Source organism: Exiguobacterium sp. FD-YE-25-4 (genome assembly GCF_057004685.1).
In genome coordinates this window covers 1983492-2003349 of sequence record NZ_CM168041.1, presented here as the reverse complement: position 1 = coordinate 2003349, position 19858 = coordinate 1983492, and the positions used below count along the sequence as shown (strand labels likewise).

Below are 19858 nucleotides of genomic sequence, written 5' to 3'. Positions count from 1 at the left end.
AAATAGATGTTCTCATCGGTGTTTAGACCACGCCGAAGAAAACATCCGGATATCGGTCGGATGCCGCCATCTTCTCCCATCCAGACTTTACTGTCGGCTTTCGAATCTCACGAAATCAGCAAGCAACGCCTTGCTCGCTCACGGGCTGAGAAGAACTTGTCTTCAATACCGCCGGTCGGGAATTTCACCCTGCCCCGAAGATGGAACGATTTAATTTTTTTTGTTACAGTTTAGTTATACAAGATATTTCACAAAATCTCAAGTCAGTTGACTTGAAGTTAAGATAACGAAGGAGGAGTTCAGATGATTCATTTGACAGAATCAGCCGCATTACAAGTCATCGATATGATGAAACAGACCGAACGCCCCGACGACCAGTACTTGCGGATCAAAGTGCAAGGGGGCGGGTGTACCGGCCTGTCTTACGGGATGGGGTTTGATGAGGATAAGACAGACAAGGACGTTCAGTTTGACCACCACGGCGTCCGTGTCATCGTCGCCGAAGCCGATCACGGGGTCGTCGACGGTCTCGAGATCGACTATAAGCAGTCGATGCTCGGAGGCGGCTTCACGATTAAAAACCCGAACGCCATCGCCACGTGCGGTTGCGGCTCGAGTTTCCGGACGGCGTCGAACGCCGGGACACCTGGGGATTGCTAAACGAAAGGCCAATCATGTTCATGATTGGCCTTTTTTGTATTCAGTCTGTCTCTTCAATCAGAATTAATCGAATGAGTTTCGAAGCCGCGTCTAACTCGATTTGATGTTGCCAAGGACGAAACGCTGTGATTTTACACGTGTCGTTCGTGATGCGGAACGAACAGACGCTCTCTTCCTCTTGGTCAAGGACCGAGTAACGGCTGAAGTCCGATAAGCTTTGGTAAATGGCATATTGTGTCGGTAATTCACACGACCATCCTTTTTCTAATGTGATCTGATGCATGCGTCTCGCCTCTTTCTTGTCTATATATATAAGAATAACAAAAATATTCAAGGATGTGGAAGATTAGTCGAGAGGATGCAAGGGAAAATGAAAAGAGATGTCATTTCATGTAGGAGGGGCAGGGACGATGAGAAAAGTATTGATTTTCGGTGGCTCACGCTATTTTGGAAAGCGGTTGGCGCTTCGGTTGGCGGAGGCCGGTGACGATGTGACGATTGTGACGCGTGGACAACTGCAAGTACCCGAGGCGGAGGGCATCCGGTCGATCAAAGGGGACCGGCAGTCGGTGGCGACGATGAAAGATTTGTCACGCGACCATTACGACCTCGTCTATGACAATATTTGCTTTAACCCGTACCAGGCAAAGATCGCCTCGGACGCTTTCATGGACCAGGTCGGTAAATATGTGCTCACGTCGACGATGTCGGTTTATGCGCCAGACGCCGAGTTGAAAGAAAGTGATTTCAATCCGCTCCATCATGACTATCATCTCGAATCCGAACATGATTACGGGCAAGGGAAGCGAGAGGCTGAGTCTTATTTCTTCCATCGCGCCTCGTTCCCGGTCGCGACGGTCCGCTTGCCAATCGTGCTCGGACCCGACGACTATACAGACCGTCTCAAGTTTTATATCGACGCCGTCCGACGGGAAGAGCCGATCGTACTGCATCACCCGGAAGCGAAGATGGGATTCATCTCAAGCTTTGAGGCGGCCGCCTTTCTAGAATGGGTCGGTCGGGCGAACGTGACCGGACCGTTCAACGCGGCGAGTGAAGGGGTCATCTCGCTCGGGGCACTCATGGAACGGATCGGCCATCACTTAAATAAACCGGTCCAGATCATCAAAGATGGCGAGTCGTCGCCGTACGATACGGACGTCGACTATTATATGTCGATTGCCGAGGCGAAAAAGGCCGGTTTCGTCTTCACTCAACTCGACGACTGGCTTGACCGGGTCATTGTGCAAACAATCCGCAAATGAAAAATGGCCCTCATCGTGAAGATGGGGGCCACATCATTATTTCCCGGCAAATACCGAAGTCGAATGTTGCGGGTGACGCGCTGTCGGGTCGACGAGCTGCTTCACCTGGTTGATGGCGATCGGGGCTTCACCGAAGCCTGTCGCAATCAATTTCACTTTTCCTTCATAAGTCGCGATGTCACCACAGGCGAAGATGCCGGCGACCGTCGTCTCCATGCGTGAGTCGACGCGGATTGTGTTCTTCTCGAACTCCATGCCCCAGTTTTTGATTGGGCCGAGCGATGAGACGAAACCGTAGTTACAGATGAGGTCGTCGATTTCGACGAATTTCGATTCGCCGTCTTTGTCCGTCAATTCGACCGACTCGATGTGTGTCTCACCTGAAAGTGACTCAATGTTATATGGTGTCCAGACGTTGATCGTTGAGGCCTTCATCTGTTCGACCGTATGCTCGTGGGCACGGAAGCGGTCACGGCGGTGAACGATATGGACTTCCTTGGCGATGCCTTCGAGCATGAGCGCCCAGTCGACAGCCGAGTCGCCGCCGCCAGCAATCATGACGCGGCGGTCGCGGAACTTCTCCATGTTGTCGACGAAGTAATGAAGGTTGGCATAGTCTTCACAACCATCGAGACCGAGTGGTCGTGCGGCGAATGCCCCGTTCCCGGCCGTGATGATGATGGCTTTCGTATGGTACTCATCCTTGTTCGTCGTAATCTGGAACGTGCCGTCTTCAAGACGTTCGACCGTCTCGACCGTCTCCCCGAGGCGATAGTCCTGCTCGAACTGATCGGCTTGGGCTTTTAATTGGTCAATCAAATCTTGGGCTTTCACTTTCGGGAAGCCGGCGATGTCGTAAATATATTTTTCTGGATACAGTGTCGATAATTGTCCGCCGAGCTGCGGCAAACTTTCAATCAACGCCGTATCGAGTTGGCGCATACCTGCATAAAATGCGGTGAACAGTCCGACCGGGCCGCCACCGATGATGATCACATCTTTCGTCGATTTCATCGAATTCCTCCTCAAAACGTATACATCCATTATAGTGACAATCGTGAATTAAATCCATTCTGTACAAACATCCTATACATTCAAAAAAAATTCAAGAAGATAAGCTTTTCCATTGAGAAAACGAAATAAACAGCGTACAATGAACAAGAAGCAATTGTGAACATTGGTTGAACAAGGTTTAGGCTTTATTGTGAACATTCATGTGAAAAAACACACAACATGATTGTTCAAGAAAACAAAACTATCAAAACAAGGTGGAAATGAACATGAAACGACCTAACATTGTTATTCTTGGCGCAGGTTTCGGTGGACTCATCACAGCGGTGAACCTCCAGAAGACGCTCTCAGCTGGCGACGCGAACATCACGCTCATCAACAAGCATGATTACCATTACCAGACGACGTGGCTCCATGAACCAGCGGCCGGAACGATGAAACCGGAGCAAGCTCGTATCTACATCAACGACGTTGTGAACCCGTCACGCGTGAAATTTGTCAAAGGGATCGTCGATCGCGTCGATACTACGGCTAAACAAGTACTCCTCGCAGACGGCTCGACTGTTGAATATGATTATGTCGTGTTCGCACTCGGCGGCATTCCAGAAACATTCGGAATCCCAGGCCTCAAAGAGAACGCGATGACAATCAGTTCATTGAACAGCGTCCGTAAAATCAAAGAACATATCGAATACTCATTCGCACAATACAAGACGAACGGGTCGGCTGACCGCTCGTACGTGACAATCGTCGTCGGCGGTGCAGGTTTCACAGGTATCGAGTTCCTCGGTGAGCTCGTCAACCGTGTCCCTGAGCTTTGCAAGCAGTATGACGTGCCACGTGAAGCGGTTCGTATCGTGAACATCGAGGCGGCTCCGACCGTCCTTCCTGGTTTCGACCCAGAACTTACGACGTATGCACAGAAATGGCTCGAGCGTAACGGTGTCGAGATGAAACTCGGCAACGGCATCAAAGGCGTTGAGCCTGGCGTCGTCACGTTCGGTCCGCTTCAAGGCGACACGACGGAGACGATCGCAGCGAACACGATCCTTTGGACAGGTGGCGTGAGCGGTAGCCCGATCATCGAGAAATCTGGTTTTGAAGCGGTCCGTAACCGTGTCATGGTCGAGGCGGACAACCGTGCCCCTGGTCACGACAACGTCTTCATCATCGGTGACTGCTCGGCTGTCATGGATCCGGTCTCAAACCGTCCATACCCGCCGACTGCTCAAATCGCGACGCAACAAGCGCACAACGTAGCGAAAAACATCGCGGCGCTCATCAACGGAAAATCGACTTCGAAATTCACGTATGAGAGCAAAGGGACAGTCGCTTCACTTGGCCATAACGACGGTATCGGCATCGTCATGGGCAAAAAGATCTTCGGTCGCAACGCTTCATTCATGAAGAAAGTGATCGACAACAAACACTTCATCGAATTGAAGAAGTACGGTCTCGTCCTCAAAAAAGGTAAATTCTAAGCAATATGACCAAGTAGCCCGCTCATCCGAACGGGCTACTTTTTTTGATGACGCCTCATGGTTCACCTTTGACCTAAGAGAGGGCGATTCGGTATAATAGACAACGGGAAAAGGGGGCAATCGCATGCATATCATCCAGGCTGTCATTGGGGCGATTCTTTATTTGGTCATCTTCTTCAGCATCGGCTTCATTTTGAACATGCTACTTAAAAAAACATGGACGCTCGTGTTCATCTATCCGATTTTCGTCATTATGATGATTGATAACGTCAAGCTCTCGAGTTACATCACGGAGACATCGACCGCGCTCGCCAACGTTTACGAACGGGTGCTCGGACTTCAGTTTTTGGATGTGTTCATGCTCGGTTTCGGACTGCTCGGTGCGATTTTGGCCGGCGTCACGATCCGCTACTTGCGTAAGAGTGGTTACTCAATGTTTTAAAGACGGCAGAAATGTTCGTCTTTTTTGTTTTCTGCCTACTTTTTTAGAAGGCGAACCGATATACTAGATAAGATAACGATTTAATTAGTAAGGGATGCGATGAGAATGACATTACCGATGTATACGATCAAGAAAGTGTTGAATAATAGCGTTGTCATTTGCCAACATGATCCGGAACCGGAAGTCATTCTACTCGGGAAAGGGATTGGCTTCGGCAAGAAAGCGGGCGATCTCGTCGACCCGGCCAGTGTCCCGGAGAAAGTGTATCAACTGACAGATAAAGAAGAACAATCTCAATACCGTGAGCTCGTCAAACACGTCGATGAAGACTTTATTGCCTTCATGCAAGAAATCGTCGGCTTTATCGAGAACAACACAGGTAAAAAAGTCGATCAACATATCCATATCGGTTTGACCGACCACTTGTTCTTCACGATGAAGCGGATCGAACAAGGGATGGAAGTGACAAATCCGTTCTTGCTCGAGACCGAATCGCTCTATCCGAATGAGTACGCCTTGGCTGAACGAATCGTCGATATGATTCACGAGCGGCTCGACGTGCTGTTGCCGGACGCGGAGATCGGATTTATCGCGCTCCATATCCATTCGGCGACGACGTTTAAAAACGTCCTCGAGGTCAACCGGCACAACCAAATCATCGGGCAAATCGTTCAGACGATTGAGAGTCGTTTGAACGTCAAAATGGACCGGAGTTCACTCGATTATAAGCGCTTACTTCGGCACTTAAGGTACGCCGTTGAGCGGGTTGCGACGGGTGAGATGGTGGAGGCCCCACAAAAAATTGAAAAGGTATTGCGCGAAGAATATCCGCTATGCTATAGTACTGCTTGGGAGCTGATGGGCATCATGGAACGCGAATTAAAGCGTCCTGTCCCGCGAGGTGAAGCGACATATTTGACGATGCATCTCCAGCGCCTAACAAGTAGATAACTGATACCACGTATCTTACGTGTTACTGATTCGATCAGGCATGAGTAAGGAGTGGAACGCAACGATGTCTCCATTAGGAGAGGTCTACGTTCTATACCTTATTCATGCCTGTTTCTGTTTTTATAAACGTTTATTATGAAAACGTTTAGATACGTCGGTTGTCTGACATCTACAGTCGTCTTTCCGCACGAAACAATCACAAAAGGAGGATTTATCATGTTTAAGCAGATCTTTGGTGTTCTTCAAAAAGTCGGTAAAGCACTTATGCTTCCTGTAGCGATCTTGCCGGCAGCCGGTCTTCTTCTTGCATTCGGTAACGCGATGCAAAACCCGGCCCTCACATCACGCGCTGGTTGGTTAACGAACGCAGGCGTTGTGAAATTCGCTCAGCTCATGGAGCAAGCGGGTGGCATTATCTTCTCGAACTTAGCACTCTTATTCGCAGTCGGTGTCGCGATCGGTTTAGCAGGGGACGGCGTTGCCGGACTTGCAGCCATCGTCGGATTCCTCATCATGAACAAAGTAATGGGTGTTTGGCTCGAACTCACACCTGAAATCATCGCACAAGGTGACCCGGCTTACGCATCAGTACTTGGGATTCCAACACTCCAAACAGGGGTATTCGGAGGGATCATCGTCGGTCTGATTGCCGCATGGGCATACAATAAGTACTTCAACATCGAATTGCCGCAATTCCTTGGCTTCTTCGCTGGTAAGCGTTTCGTCCCAATCGTTACTGCAGTATTGGCAGTTGTCGCTGGTTTCGTTATGCTTCTCATCTGGCCACCAGTTCAACACGGCTTGAACACGTTCTCAAACTTCATGTTGACTGAAAACCGCACGTTCGCGGCATTCATCTTCGGTTTGATCGAACGTTCATTGATTCCATTTGGTCTTCACCACATCTTCTACTCACCATTCTGGTTCGAGTTCGGCTCGTACACGGATGCAGCGGGTAACATCGTTCGTGGTGACCAAGCGATCTTCTTCGCACAAATTCGTGATGGTGCCGAGCTCACAGCTGGTACGTTCATGACTGGTAAGTACCCGTTCATGATGTTCGGTCTTCCAGCAGCAGCACTCGCTATGTACCATGAAGCACGTCCTGAGCGTAAAGCGGTCGTCGGTGGTCTCTTGGCTTCGGCAGCACTTACATCGTTCTTGACTGGTATCACTGAGCCGATCGAGTTCTCATTCTTGTTCGTTGCTCCACTCTTGTTCGCAGTACACGCAGTCTTTGCTGGCCTTTCGTTCATGGTCATGCACATCTTGAACGTCAAAATCGGGATGACGTTCTCGGGCGGTTTGATCGACTACCTTCTCTTCGGTGTACTTCCTAACCGTACAGACTGGTGGCTCGTCATTCCAGTCGGTCTCGTGTTCGCAGTCGTTTACTACTTCGGATTCCGTTTCGTTATCCGTAAGTTCAACCTTAAAACACCGGGCCGTGAAGATGAAGTCGTTGAGCAATCAACTGCTACAGGTTCGGAACTTGCACAAGATATCCTCGTTGGTTTCGGTGGTTCACAAAACATCAAACACTTAGACGCATGTATCACACGTCTTCGCGTTGAAGTTAAAGATAAGAGCCAAGTCAACAAAGAAGAATTGAAACGCCTCGGGGCAGCTGGTGTCCTTGAAGTCGGTAACAACATTCAAGCCATCTTCGGACCACGTTCGGATGCATTGAAATCAGAAATGCAAGCGGTCATCGCTTCAGGTAACGAAAAGAAAGCAAACTGAATGAAGCTATAAGCCAATCCATTATGGATTGGCTTTTTTTGTATGGGTGAAACGGTTTCAGCCTACTGGCAGATGGGGAAAAGTAAGTATTCTGACAAAAGGAGGGAACCATGATGTGGAAGAAAGTGTTTGGTGTTTTGCAGCGAATCGGGAAGGCACTCATGCTTCCGGTTGCGATTTTACCGGCAGCCGGTCTATTACTCGCATTTGGTACCGCGTTCCAAAACCCTGATCTCGTTTCGCTCTTGCCTTTCTTGGCAAACGATTCACTCGTCCTCGTCTGGCAAGTTATGACAGATGCCGGGGATATCGTGTTTGCCAATCTAGGTCTATTGTTCGCCGTCGGTGTCGCCATCGGGCTAGCCAACGGGGACGGTGTTGCCGGGTTAGCAGCTATCGTTGGTTATTTGATTATGAACAAGGTTATCAGCACGTGGAACGGTATTACCGCGGAAATCGCCCAGGGAGACCCGGCCTATGCCACGGTACTCGGGATTCCGACGCTCCAAATGGGGGTATTCGGAGGTATTATCGCAGGTCTCATTGCCGCATTCGCGTACAACAAGTACTTCAACATCAAGTTGCCGGATTTCTTAGGGTTCTTTGCAGGGAAACGGTTCGTGCCAATCGCGACCGCAGCGTTCAGCTTGGTGATTGGGATTGCGCTCGCCTATATTTGGCCGCCAATCGGAACGGCCATCAATACGTTCTCGAGCACGATCATTGAAGCGAACGTCGCGGTCTCCGCCTTCGTCTTCGGTTTGGTCGAACGTTCTTTGATTCCGTTCGGTCTGCATCACATCTGGTACTCTCCGTTTTGGTTCCAGTTCGGGGAATATACGAACCAGGCGGGGGATCTCGTCCAAGGGGACCAACGGATCTTCTTCGCCCAGCTTCGTGATGGGGTCGAATTTACAGCCGGTACGTATATGACCGGGAAATTCCCGTTCATGATGTTCGGATTACCTGCCGCTTGTCTCGCTATGTTCCACACGGTCCCGAAAGAACGTCGCAAAGACGTCGAAGGACTTTACTTCTCAGCAGCCCTCACTTCATTCTTGACGGGAATCACCGAGCCGGTCGAATTCTCGTTCGTCTTCGTTGCACCTCTACTCTTTGGTATTCACGCCGTCTTTGCTGGACTATCCTTTATGACCATGCACTTGCTTAACGTAAAAATCGGGATGACGTTCTCAGGCGGACTCATCGACTATCTATTGTTCGGAGTATTGCCGAACCGGACAGCTTGGTGGCTCGTCATTCCAGTCGGCCTCGTCTTCGCGGTCATTTATTACTTCGGGTTCCGCTTCGCCATTACGAAGTTCGACTTAAAAGTGCCGGGACGTGAAACCGTCGCTGAAGGAAAAGGAGCCCGAGCCGTAGTCGGAGACGATTTACCGTACGAAGTGCTCGTCGGTCTCGGCGGACCTGAAAACATCAAACACCTCGACGCCTGTATCACGCGTCTTCGCGTCACCGTGAACGATGTCAAACAAGTCGACAAAGACTTGCTCAAAGATTTGGGAGCGGCCGGAGTACTCGAAGTCGGAGATAACATTCAAGCCATCTTCGGACCGAAATCAGATACGCTCAAATCACAAATCGCGGCCATCATCGAGGGCGGCGAATACAAGCCGAAAGAAAAAGCCGTCATCACACCGGAAGCGGCCGAACATGCCGATCATCGCTTCCTCGCCCCGATGTCAGGTGTCATCTTGTCACTTGATGACGTTCCGGACCAAGTCTTCTCGGGCCGCATGATGGGTGAAGGATTTGCCATCGAACCAAGTTCAGGACAAGTCGTTGCGCCGGTCACGGGACAAATCACGACGTTCTTCCCGACGAAACATGCGATCGGTCTACTTGCGGACGATGGACGCGAGATTCTTATCCATGTCGGACTCGATACGGTCAATCTGAAAGGCGAAGGTTTCGTCGCCAAAGTGAAAGAAGGCGACCGCGTCGAAGCGGGGGATGTCTTGCTAGACGTTGACCTCAATTTGATTCGCGACAAAGTCCCATCGCTCATCACGCCGATCATTTGGACGAACGGAGACGGCAAAATCGTCGTCGTCCCATTCGGAGAGACGGTCGTCGCCGGTGAAGCGCTCGACTTCAGAACGGACGATAAAGGCGCCGAGTAAACAAAAAAGAAGCTCTCGCAGCTGCGAGAACTTCTTTTTTTGTTACTTCTTAATATCGAATTTTTCACTGAGGAAGTTCACGACTTCTTCAGCTGTATCCATGTTGAGGACGTCGTTAACGATCGCTTCTGTTTCTGACTTCGTCAAACGCTTCACGAGGCTACGTGCGCGAAGGACGCTTGAAGCTGACATCGAGAACTCGTCAAGGCCAAGTCCGAGAAGGATTGGAATCGCGAGCTCTTCTCCAGCCATCTCGCCACACATGCCGACCCATTTGCCAGCTTTATGTGCTTCTGTGATGACGTTGTGGAGAAGGTTCAAGATGGCCGGGTTGAACGGTTGGTACAAGTACGAGACTTTCTCGTTCATGCGGTCCGCTGCCATCGTGTATTGAATCAAGTCGTTCGTGCCGACTGAGAAGAAGTCGACTTCTTTCGCGAATTGCTTCGCCATGACGGCTGTCGATGGAATCTCGACCATCATCCCTGTCTCGTAGTTACCGACAGCGATGCCTTCTGCTTTCAACTTCGCTTCTTCTTCGAGAAGGAGCGCTTTCGCCGCGCGGAACTCTTCAAGTGTCGCGATCATTGGGAACATGATGGCGAGGTCACCGTGCGCTGAGGCACGGAGAAGGGCGCGAAGTTGTGTGCGGAACAAGTCTGTCTCTTCGAGGCAAAGGCGAATTGCGCGATAGCCGAGGAACGGGTTCATTTCTTTTGGAAGGTCGAGGTAAGACAATTCTTTATCTCCACCGATATCGAGCGTACGGATGACGACTTGTTTGCCGTCCATACCTTCGAGTACTGCTTTATAGGCTGTATATTGCTCTTCTTCCGTCGGGAACGTTTCTGAGTCCATGTAGAGGAACTCGGTCCGGTAAAGACCGATGGCGTCAGCGCCGTTTTTCAACACGCCTTCGAGGTCGTTCGGTGTACCGATGTTTGCCGCAAGTTTGACTTTATGGCCGTCGGCTGTGACCGACTCTTCGTTGACGAGCTGTTTCAACTCTTCTTTGTAAGCTTCGAATGAAGCACGTTTTTCAACGTATTCATTGACGAGTTCTTCAGACGGGTTGACGAAGACGTCGCCTTCTGTCCCGTCGATGACGACGAGGTCGCCGTTCTTGATTTCTTCGAGCGCTATTTTTGTTCCGACGACAGCAGGGATCTCGAGTGAGCGAGACATGATCGCTGAGTGAGACGTACGTCCACCAATGTTTGTCGCGAAACCTTTGACGTATTTACGGTTGAGTTGCGCCGTGTCAGACGGTGTCAAATCTTCAGCGATGATGATGACTTCTTCAGAAATCGACGCAGGCGTCATGAATGTGACACCGAGAATATGCGCCATGACGCGTTTTGTGACGTCACGAACGTCGGCAGCGCGTTCACGCATGTACTCGTTATCCATCGATTCAAAGATCATGACCATCATTTGAGCGACTTCATCGAGTGCTTTCGCAGCGTTCATGTGTTCGCTTTCAATTTTGTCGTTCACTTGTGAGACGATCTCAGGATCTTCGACGATGAGCAAGTGTGCCGAGAAAATCTCTGCCTTGTCTTCACCGAGTTCACGAAGTGTGATCTCGCGAATTTCTTCGAGTTCTGTCTTCGACTGAGCGATCGCCGCTTGGAAACGGGCTTTCTCAGCTGCTACGTCCTCGATTTTGTTTGTCGGGATGTCAAATGAAGGTGTCTCCATGACGAATGCTTTCGCAACTGCGATTCCTGCAGATGCGCCAATACCTTTAATGTGTGACATAAGCGTAGTCCCTCTCTTCAAAGAAATAGTGGTTTCCAACGTTATCTCGTTAGTTCTTACCCGAAATGAAAAAGGAACTAACGAAAACCTGGAAGATTAAAGTAGCAACGGTCTACTACTAGGGGAAGCCTCGACCGAACAAAATGGCCTCGCCTCAACAGGGAGGGATGCCTGATTGCGTACTTTCTTATCCTATCATAAAATAAATCATCGTCACAACGAGGAGTTAACGCCTGAATTCGAAGATTTATTGACTCTTGCGCATACTGTTTCATTATTTGGCAGAAGTTCGTTATGCTAACCATATATAAAGAAGGGAAGTGGCAAACATGTATCAAGTGAAAGACTTAGATTGGAACGGCTCATATGACACAATCGTCGTGGGGATCGGCGCTGCCGACACGATTGAGCAAGGACTCGATTCATTGTTTAATGGACGCGTCAAAGCATTGATTCAATCGGCAGATATTTCAACGAAAACAGGTGAAGTCTCCATCGTCCCGACGTTTGAGGGAACGGTTAAACGGATCCTATTCGTCGGTCTCGGACAACGGAACGAAAATACGGTTGAAAATGTGCGCAATTGGTTCGGGAAAGTCGCCAAACACATCAAAGCCCGGGCCTTCACGGACGTCGCAGTCGCCCTCGACACGTTCGGACCGAATACGGCGAAACTGTTTGCTGAAGCGTATGAGATGGCGACGTATGAGCATCCTACATACAAATCAGAGCCGAAACCGACGAAACCGGACGTAACGATCACGTTGCTCGGAGCTGATGCAGAGGAAGAGGCGCTAGCAGGTGCAGCTTACGGACGTGGTGTGAATGTGGCGCGGTCGCTCACTATGATGCCAGCCAATATTTTGACGTCGGAAACGCTCGCGGACTATGCGGTCGAGTTGGCCGAACGTCACGGCTTTGAACATCGCATCATTGAAAAAGAAGAGATGGAAGGGCTCGGAATGGGCGCGCTTCTCGCCGTCAACCAAGGGTCGACGATCCCGCCGAAGTTGATCGTGCTCGAATATCGCGGAGCTGGAGACGAGGCGCCTGTCGCTGTCGTCGGAAAAGGCATCACGTTTGATACGGGCGGTTACTCGATCAAGCCGAAAGACGGCATCGTCGGTATGAAAGGGGATATGGGCGGCGCCGCGACGGTACTTGGTTTATTCGAGACGCTCGCGACGACGAAACCGAACGTGAACGTCATCGGTGTCATCCCATCGACGGACAACATGATCTCAGGGGACGCATTCAAGCCGGACGATGTCATCACGGCGATGAACGGGAAGACGATTGAAGTGCTTAACACGGATGCGGAAGGTCGTCTCGTCCTCGCCGACGCCGTTACCTTTGCCAAGACGTATGAACCGCAAGCCATCATCGATGTGGCCACGCTCACGGGCGGTGTGCTCGTCGCACTCGGTACGGAAGTGACTGGTTGCCTGACGAACGATGCGTCGCTCTATGGCGCCTTAGAAGCTGCGAGCCGTGACACGAACGAACTCGTCTGGCAGATGCCATACTTCGATGTCTTCATCAACCAAGTGCGTAAGTCGGAAGTCGCCGACTTGAACAACTCACCGGGCCGTTACGGTCATATGATTTTCGGCGGCGCTTTTGTCGGTGAGTTCGTCGGGGACACGCCTTGGCTCCATCTCGACATCGCTGGGACGAGCGAACGTTCGTCGGCGAGCGACCTCGGACCAAAAGGACCGACTGGCGTCATGGTGCGCACACTCGCCTCGATGCTCGAAGGATGGAAACGTTGAAAATTGGATTTGTATTGATCGGTTTGGCCGTCGTCTCCGGTTTCGGATACACGGCTTGGCCAAGCCGTTGGTTGTTAGGAGTGACCGTCTTTTGCGCGGTGCTCGGAGTGTTGTTTTTGATGCAGGAGGGACGCCGTGGTCGGAGTAGGAATTGATGGCGCGCGCGGGGGTTGGGTACGAATCACGTACGACAGCATCTCGCTCTGTTTGACCATCTCAGAGAAGTTGGAAGATTTATTGATCGAAGGGGCCGTGCATTTTGTCGATATGCCGAAAGACTTAGGGTCGATCGACAAGCCGGGCCGAACGTGTGACGCGTGGATGCGGTCGCAACTAAAAGAGCGGAAGTCATCGATCTTCACACCACCGATTCAAGAAGTGGTAACAGAAGCATCGTATGAGACGGCCAACGCGAGAAGTCGCGAACTAGTCGGAAAAGGAATCAGCAAACAAGCGTGGAACCTTGTGCCGCGGATTCGAGAGTTTCAAACGATCGCTGAAACGGACGTCTATGAGTCACACCCGGAAGTGTGCTTCGCTGTCATGACCGGGAACGAGGCGCGTTTCAGCAAGAAGACCGAGGCGGGAGAGCTCGAACGGATCGAGTTGTTGCGCCGCTATTCAAAAAGCTCGCCCTGGAAGTGGAAGATGTCGAACGTACAAGTCGATGATATTATCGACGCCTGTATTTTGGCCGTGGCCGCCTATGAGGCGGGAACGACTGGGATGGTGACGCATCCTGACCAAACTGAAGGAGCGCCGTTCGTGGCGGTACCGAAGACAAAAGAGCGATGACGCGTCATCGCTCTTTTGGTGTCGTCGGCCCGAGGACGAATCTCCACATATAGTGAAACACTTGGGCGTTATAGAGCGCCTTGAGCAGAACGGCCAAGACCGGTCCTAAAATGAAGCCGAGCACCCCGAACAGTTGCAAACCGACAAAAATCGAGATGAGGGCGGCGAGCGGGTCAAGTCCAATGTGAGAACCAACGATTTTCGGTTCAGCCAAGTTACGTTGGACGATGACGACGATATACAAGATGACGAGGCCGATGGCGAGGAACCAGTCGCCGCTCACGGCGGCATAGGCGGCCCATGGCAATAACAGCGTCCCGACGCCGAGGTACGGCAACAAGTCGAAGATGGCCGCTAAAAGTGCGAAAGAGAATGGATTGTCGACCCGCAGGATGAACATGCCGACAAGGACGATCCCGAACGTAATGGAGATAAGCGTCAATTGGGCCCGGACGTAACCGAACAGGGCCGAGCGCAAATTGGTCATGACCAGTTCAAATTCCTTGAAGCCTTTCCGCTCATTCAAGCGCGCGATGGACCGCATGTAGACGTTCCAGTCTTTCGTGATGAAGAACCAGGCGAGCACGATGACGATGAACAAGAGCAAGACAAGCGGTAAGGCGCTGAGGATATCTTGCAACAAACCGGCGACCCCTCGTGACAAGACGCCGATCGCGGCTCCGAGCTGGACCCCGATCTCGGTGATCCCGCCTTCGAGCGAGTTCGTCTGTCCCGGATTGAGCCGCTGGACGCTGTCATACGCATCATTGACGAACGGGGCAATCTTTTCGTTGAACATGCGTTGTATGTATTCGGTGAACGTTTCAATCTGGTCGGGAAGTTTCTCGGCGGCGATCGTCAAGTAACGGATGAGTTGAGTCACCACGATGGCAATCACACCGCTGACGACACTCATGACGATCAACAAGGAAGCGAGCGTCCCAAGAGCCCGGGGCAATTTGGTCTCGCGCTCGAACCAATTGACGAGCGGGACGGTCAACAAGGATAACAAGAAGGCGAACACGAAAGGATACGTGTACGTAAAGAGGACGCTCAGTCCCCAGATGACGAAGACGAGCCCGATAATGACGAGCAGGAAACGAAGTAACTGCCAAAGCCTGGCTGGCGACACGACACATGGCCCCTTTCCTAACGATTGGATTGAGCATAGTATACCACGCAACCGGTAAATATAGAGGATGGATAGGTGATTAAACATGAAGGAATTACAACGACGGATCGATCGGATGATTATTCATTTAGGCGGCTACTGGCGGCCGCTGTCGGGGTTGGCCCGGCTGTTAGAAGAAGTGGGCGAAGTTGGTGGCGCGCTCTATGCCGACGACCGAGTCGCCCTGCGAGAAGAGCTGATGGACGTCTTCGTTATTTCGACGTGTCTGGCGAATCAATATGCCATCACCCTCACGAATAAAACGACAGACCGTGACGAGACGAAAGAAGAACGTAGCTACTACCGCCTCGTGCGCGAGGCGGGGGAAGTTGGCCGCATATTAAATGCCTACGAAGGCGATAAAAAATTGAAGGCGTCCGCGACGCCGGGATCGTTGCAACGACACATCGAGGCCGTTCAACAGGCGGTCATGGAACTTGCCGACATGAATGGATTTGACCTATTCGCGGAGATCGCCTCGTTGATCGAAGACAAGTCGTCCCGAGACTTCGGACGCTTCGACCATACCCCCGACCCGATTACGGAAGATTCGGTCCGCACGTATCGTTCTTATGTGGAAGGACGGTACTGGGGCGGGGTGAAGGCTAAACCTTTCGAAGAAGTGAGCCGATATAGAGAGCGGGAAGGGCACTTGGCGCGGTTTTTAAAGATCGCCGAAGTCGAGGGACTCGATGGGTTTGTCATTCGACAACCTGAGCCGCCTTTCCAAATCGATCGCTCCATCGAGACTGATTTGCAACTAGCGGCCCCTTTCGCCGTCGAGATCGAGCGACATGGCACTGACACGTTTTGGATTGTGCGAAAACAAGGGTAAAAACATTCACCTTTTTTGTAAAAAGTATTCATCATTTTTTCAAATATTTACTTTTTTAATAAAAGCAATGTGCTACTATGAAGGTGTTGTCAGTCGCGATGTGCGTATGAAGAAAGGAATATTTTGGATGAATATGAAGCTTTTTAAACTTGCCCTCATCATGACCATTGTCTTGTTTTCAATCCAAATACCCGCGGTGGAAGCCGCTACTTTGGACGGAGAGACGACAGTCAACTTGAACGTTCGCTCTGCACCAAGTACGAGCGGGAAATTGATAAAAACGCTAAAAAAGGGAACAAAAGTAAAATATGTAATTTATAACAAATCGTGGAGTAAGATATATTTAAACAATCGAACGTACTATGCTTCCGCCCAGTACATCAAGCGAATCCCGTCCCAATCCACGACGGTCACGAAGCAAGCTGCCACTTCGACGGGTGTGACGACCGTCAACTTGAACATCCGTGTGTCGGCCCATAGCAAGGCGACCGTGTACCGGACGCTTAAAAAAGGCACGACCGTTCAATATGCCGTGCATAACTCGTCTTGGGCGAAAGTGTACTTGAACGGGAAGACGTATTATGCGGCCAAGGCATATATTGCCCCGAAAGCCGTCGCATCGACACCAGCCCGTGAAACAGGCTATACGAATCGTGATTTGAAGTTGTTCGGCGAACGGAATCAGCGTTCGGCGGTGTTGAAGGTATTGCCGGCTAAGTCAGCGGTCGTCTCGAGCAAATATAACTCGAGCTGGTCGGTTGTCTACGTTGGCAGTAGCACATATTATACGCCGACGGCATGGATCACGCCGGGAACTTTGAAACCGAACGCGGCAAAAGTAAACGGTCATGCCAACCGTGAGTTGAAGTTGTTCGGCGAGCGCAATCAGCGTTCGAAAGTGTTGAAAGTATTGCCGGTCACGACGGAAGTCGTCTCGAGCAAATATAACTCAAGCTGGTCGGTCGTCTATGTCGGAAGCGAAACGTATTATGCGCCGACGGCTTGGATTACGCCTGGGGCACCGACGATGCCTCCGCCGACGACGAAACCGCCAGTCGTAAAAGTCGATGGTCATGCCAACCGCGAGTTGAAACTGTTCGGCGCGCGCAACCAACGTTCGACGGTGTTGAAAGTGTTGCCGGCCAAGTCGGCGGTCGTCTCGAGCAAATATAACTCGAGTTGGTCGATCGTCTACATCGGCAGCAAAACATATTACACGCCGACGGCATGGATCACACCAGGAGCGCCGCCGATAACGAAACCGCCGGTCATTCAAAAAGTAACAGGATATGCGAACCGAAATGCCAACCTGTTCAAGAAGACGCTTCAATCATCACCGGTCGCTCGTGTGTTGCCGAAGTATACGCCGGTGACGTACAGCAAACATAACTCGAGCTGGTCGGTCGTCTATATCGGGTCGGACACGTTCTATACCCCGACAGCTTGGTTGTCGGCCGGGAAGGCCCCGGCCGCCCCTGCGGCGACGCCTAAAGGGAAAGTGTATACGAACACACCAGGGGACGTCTTGAACGTCCGGGCGAGCGCCTCGGCGAGCTCGACGATTCTCGGCCGACTCGCCCATGGCACTCAAGTCGACCATTACGGCTCGACGAACGGCTTTTATAAAATCAAGTACAATGGTCGCGACGGCTACATCTCGACGGCTTACGCGATGACGCTCAAACCGAGCGCGACGAGCAATGCCGTCATCGTCCTCGATGCGGGCCATGGAGGCGGTGACCCGGGAGCGGTGAATGGATCGCTCTATGAGAAGACGATCGTTCTCGATGTGACGAAACGAGTCGAGGCGTATCTTCGTTCGAAGTATGACTACCAAGTCCGGTTGACGCGCTCGACAGATGTCTACTTGACGCTCGACCAACGCGTTCAGACGGCAAAAACGCTTCGCGGTAACTTGTTCGTCAGCTTGCACACGAATGCTGCGACGACTCAGTATGCTAAAGGTGTCGAGACGTTCTATTCGTCTTATTCAGCCCACAGTTCGAAGAGCCGTGTGCTCGCGACGAACATTCAATCCAATTTGATGGGCAAGATGTCCGGGATGACGAACCGCGGTGTGAAGACGGCGAACTATTATGTGATTCGTTATAATACGATGCCATCGGCCCTCGTCGAACTCGGTTTCATCTCTTCGCCGCAAGACGTCACCCACTTACGGAGCAACGCCTCACGCCAACGGATGGCGGAAGGTGTCGCTGAAGGGATCGCTCAGTACGTACGCGCTTATCATTAAAATTCATCCATTAAAAACGCCCCGACTCATCGTGAGTCGGGGCGTTTTGTGCTTATAGGTCGTCGAAGCCGTTGGCGTCGGTGACTTTTGCGTACGAGCGTGACTTCTGTTCGAAGAAGTCGGATTTCGTGGCATTCAATGAATCGTCTGAGTACGCACGAATCCACGGCATGACGTCTTCGTTGAACCCTTCATACAGATCGTTCAAGCCGATGACGCGGAGGCGCTTGTTGGCGAGGTATTTGACGTAATCGCGCATCTCGCTGACGTCGAGCCCGTCGAGGTCGCGAAGGACGTATTCGCACCATTCGACCTCGAGGTCGACGGCTTCCGCCATCGTGTCATAGACGAACTGGCTGAAGCTGCCGTCGGCGTCGATCTCCGGGTTTTCCGTCAAGACGGCCCGGAGCAACTGGCTGACGAAATACGAGTGTTGCATCTCGTCACGCTGGATGTAGCTGATCATCGTCGACGTGCCGACCATCTTCTGGTGACGGGCCAAGTTGTAGAAGTAGGCGAAACCGGAATAGAAGTTGATGCCTTCGAGAATGATTGAGGCGACGAGCGACTTGGCGAACGTCTCGGCCGTCTGGTCGGCCCGGAAGTCCTCGTATAAGTCCAAGATGAACTGATTCCGTTTCATGACCATCTCGTCGTCCTTGGCGATATCGAAGATGCGATTTTGCTCGCTGAGCGGGACGAGGCTCGAGAGGACGTAGCTATATGATTGGTTATGGACGACTTCTTGTTGGGCGATGACGGCGAGCACGGCGTGCACCGACGAATCTGATGAGAACATCGATGACTCGAGGATATAGCGTGTTTGTACCGAGTCGAGGATCGACAACAACCCGATGATGCGTTTGAAGGCGTCTTGTTCACGCTCGCTCAACTGCGGCCATTGCTGCATGTCTTTCGACATCGAGATCTCATCCGGGATCCAAAAGTTTGAGAGCAATTGTTTATAGATGGTGTAAAACTGCGGATAGGCGATGTCATTCCAATTGACGATGGAACTCGTCTCGCCCCCAATAATGGCAGTCGCCCGGTTAGGATGTTTGGGCGACAGTAGTTTGATCTTTTGAATGGTCATGGACATATACTCCTTCTTCGGTGTTTCTAGCCAACCGTTCGGCCCAATGACGGACGTTGTACGGTTGATTGCGCGGTGACTGCTCGATTTTCAATGTCTCACCGGCGAGGGGAATTCCGTATTTCGAAAGGTGGTAGGCCATCTCGTCGACCGCCCGACAGAAGTGGACGAACATCTTGTCACCTGTCCCAAACACGGCGGCTTGGCGGAGCGGCACATTAAGTTCTTTCAAGACGAGACGGAACGTGTCTTTCATCTCGTCCGGCAAGACGCCGTCCGCCCACGTATACGACCCGAAGTAAACGAGGTCGTACGTGGCGAGTGATTGGGCTTCGCGATGGCCGATGCGGTCCGCTTCATACAGGGCGACGCGGTCGCCCCGATGGACGTGAGTCGCCTGAATCAGTTCGGCGACCTCTTCTGTATTCCCGCTCATCGAACTATAGACGATTGCGACGTTCATGGTTGGTCCCACCTTTC

General features: G+C 51.5%; 15 protein-coding genes, 2 pseudogenes and 1 riboswitch. Of the genes and pseudogenes, 11 read left to right on the top strand and 6 right to left on the bottom strand.

Going from position 1 to position 19858, the window contains the following annotated elements; translation table 11 throughout:
* Nucleotides 1-64: 64 nt before the first annotated feature.
* A riboswitch (FMN riboswitch) is annotated at nt 65-206 on the bottom strand.
* 97 nt (nt 207-303) lie between these two features.
* Nucleotides 304-660, top strand: a complete 357-nt coding sequence (locus AC13H5_RS10330; protein ID WP_138859128.1) for a HesB/IscA family protein — start codon at nt 304-306, stop codon at nt 658-660.
* Nucleotides 661-700: 40 nt separating this feature from the next.
* Here the strand turns inward: AC13H5_RS10330 and AC13H5_RS10325 are convergent, their stop codons facing one another.
* Nucleotides 701-943 (bottom strand): hypothetical protein, encoded by a 243-nt coding sequence (locus AC13H5_RS10325; protein ID WP_029595120.1) that lies wholly within the window; start codon nt 941-943, stop codon nt 701-703.
* Nucleotides 944-1070: 127 nt separating this feature from the next.
* Here AC13H5_RS10325 and AC13H5_RS10320 point away from each other — a divergent pair, with 127 nt between their 5' ends.
* Nucleotides 1071-1925 (top strand): NAD-dependent epimerase/dehydratase family protein, encoded by an 855-nt coding sequence (locus AC13H5_RS10320; protein WP_215189926.1) that lies wholly within the window; start codon nt 1071-1073, stop codon nt 1923-1925.
* Nucleotides 1926-1961: 36 nt separating this feature from the next.
* Here the strand turns inward: AC13H5_RS10320 and AC13H5_RS10315 are convergent, their stop codons facing one another.
* Nucleotides 1962-2939 (bottom strand): NAD(P)/FAD-dependent oxidoreductase, encoded by a 978-nt coding sequence (locus tag AC13H5_RS10315; RefSeq protein WP_034778371.1) that lies wholly within the window; start codon nt 2937-2939, stop codon nt 1962-1964.
* A 266-nt stretch (nt 2940-3205) separates the two neighbouring features.
* Here AC13H5_RS10315 and AC13H5_RS10310 point away from each other — a divergent pair, with 266 nt between their 5' ends.
* From AC13H5_RS10310 to ptsG (AC13H5_RS10290), 5 genes and pseudogenes are all read left to right on the top strand, one after another.
* Nucleotides 3206-4417, top strand: coding sequence for an NAD(P)/FAD-dependent oxidoreductase (locus AC13H5_RS10310; protein ID WP_214706576.1), 1212 nt, complete (start codon nt 3206-3208; stop codon nt 4415-4417).
* Between the two features lie 124 nt (nt 4418-4541).
* Nucleotides 4542-4859, top strand: a complete 318-nt coding sequence (locus tag AC13H5_RS10305; RefSeq protein WP_021065526.1) for a YuiB family protein — start codon at nt 4542-4544, stop codon at nt 4857-4859.
* A gap of 105 nt (nt 4860-4964) precedes the next feature.
* Complete coding sequence (glcT, locus tag AC13H5_RS10300; protein WP_021065527.1) at nt 4965-5810, top strand: glucose PTS transporter transcription antiterminator GlcT; 846 nt, start codon at nt 4965-4967, stop codon at nt 5808-5810.
* Nucleotides 5811-6026: 216 nt separating this feature from the next.
* Nucleotides 6027-7526, top strand: a pseudogene (gene ptsG / locus AC13H5_RS10295) (glucose-specific PTS transporter subunit IIBC); the annotation flags it as partial.
* 140 nt (nt 7527-7666) lie between these two features.
* Nucleotides 7667-9604, top strand: a pseudogene (gene ptsG, locus AC13H5_RS10290) (glucose-specific PTS transporter subunit IIBC); the annotation flags it as partial.
* 135 nt (nt 9605-9739) lie between these two features.
* Here ptsG (AC13H5_RS10290) and ptsP read toward each other — a convergent pair.
* Nucleotides 9740-11458 (bottom strand): phosphoenolpyruvate--protein phosphotransferase, encoded by a 1719-nt coding sequence (gene ptsP, locus AC13H5_RS10285; RefSeq protein ID WP_214753008.1) that lies wholly within the window; start codon nt 11456-11458, stop codon nt 9740-9742.
* A gap of 329 nt (nt 11459-11787) precedes the next feature.
* Between ptsP and AC13H5_RS10280 the strand changes: the two genes are divergently transcribed.
* Together AC13H5_RS10280 and AC13H5_RS10275 are read left to right on the top strand one after the other, a co-directional pair.
* Entirely contained in the window at nt 11788-13230 is a 1443-nt protein-coding gene (locus AC13H5_RS10280; protein ID WP_214753010.1) for a leucyl aminopeptidase, read from the top strand.
* A 135-nt stretch (nt 13231-13365) separates the two neighbouring features.
* The gene (locus AC13H5_RS10275; RefSeq protein WP_214753012.1) at nt 13366-14025 is read left to right on the top strand and encodes a DUF429 domain-containing protein; all 660 of its coding nucleotides are present in this window, start codon (nt 13366-13368) and stop codon (nt 14023-14025) included.
* Between the two features lie 4 nt (nt 14026-14029).
* On the opposite strand, the gene ytvI is transcribed toward AC13H5_RS10275, so the two are convergent.
* Entirely contained in the window at nt 14030-15157 is a 1128-nt protein-coding gene (ytvI, locus tag AC13H5_RS10270; RefSeq protein ID WP_034778354.1) for a sporulation integral membrane protein YtvI, read from the bottom strand.
* Nucleotides 15158-15242: 85 nt separating this feature from the next.
* Between ytvI and AC13H5_RS10265 the strand changes: the two genes are divergently transcribed.
* Together AC13H5_RS10265 and AC13H5_RS10260 are read left to right on the top strand one after the other, a co-directional pair.
* Nucleotides 15243-16031 (top strand): MazG nucleotide pyrophosphohydrolase domain-containing protein, encoded by a 789-nt coding sequence (locus AC13H5_RS10265; RefSeq protein WP_483545683.1) that lies wholly within the window; start codon nt 15243-15245, stop codon nt 16029-16031.
* Between the two features lie 127 nt (nt 16032-16158).
* The gene (locus AC13H5_RS10260) at nt 16159-18285 is read left to right on the top strand and encodes an N-acetylmuramoyl-L-alanine amidase (protein WP_483545682.1); all 2127 of its coding nucleotides are present in this window, start codon (nt 16159-16161) and stop codon (nt 18283-18285) included.
* Nucleotides 18286-18337: 52 nt separating this feature from the next.
* Here the strand turns inward: AC13H5_RS10260 and AC13H5_RS10255 are convergent, their stop codons facing one another.
* Both AC13H5_RS10255 and AC13H5_RS10250 read right to left on the bottom strand, forming a co-directional pair.
* On the bottom strand, nt 18338-19378 hold the full coding sequence (locus AC13H5_RS10255) for a ribonucleotide-diphosphate reductase subunit beta (protein WP_034778351.1): 1041 nt from the start codon (nt 19376-19378) through the stop codon (nt 18338-18340).
* Nucleotides 19335-19841: a flavodoxin domain-containing protein gene (locus AC13H5_RS10250; protein WP_138859138.1), complete on the bottom strand. Its 507-nt coding sequence runs from the start codon at nt 19839-19841 to the stop codon at nt 19335-19337. The genes AC13H5_RS10255 and AC13H5_RS10250 overlap by 44 nt, the downstream gene beginning before the upstream one ends.
* Between the last annotated feature and the right edge of the window lie 17 nt (nt 19842-19858).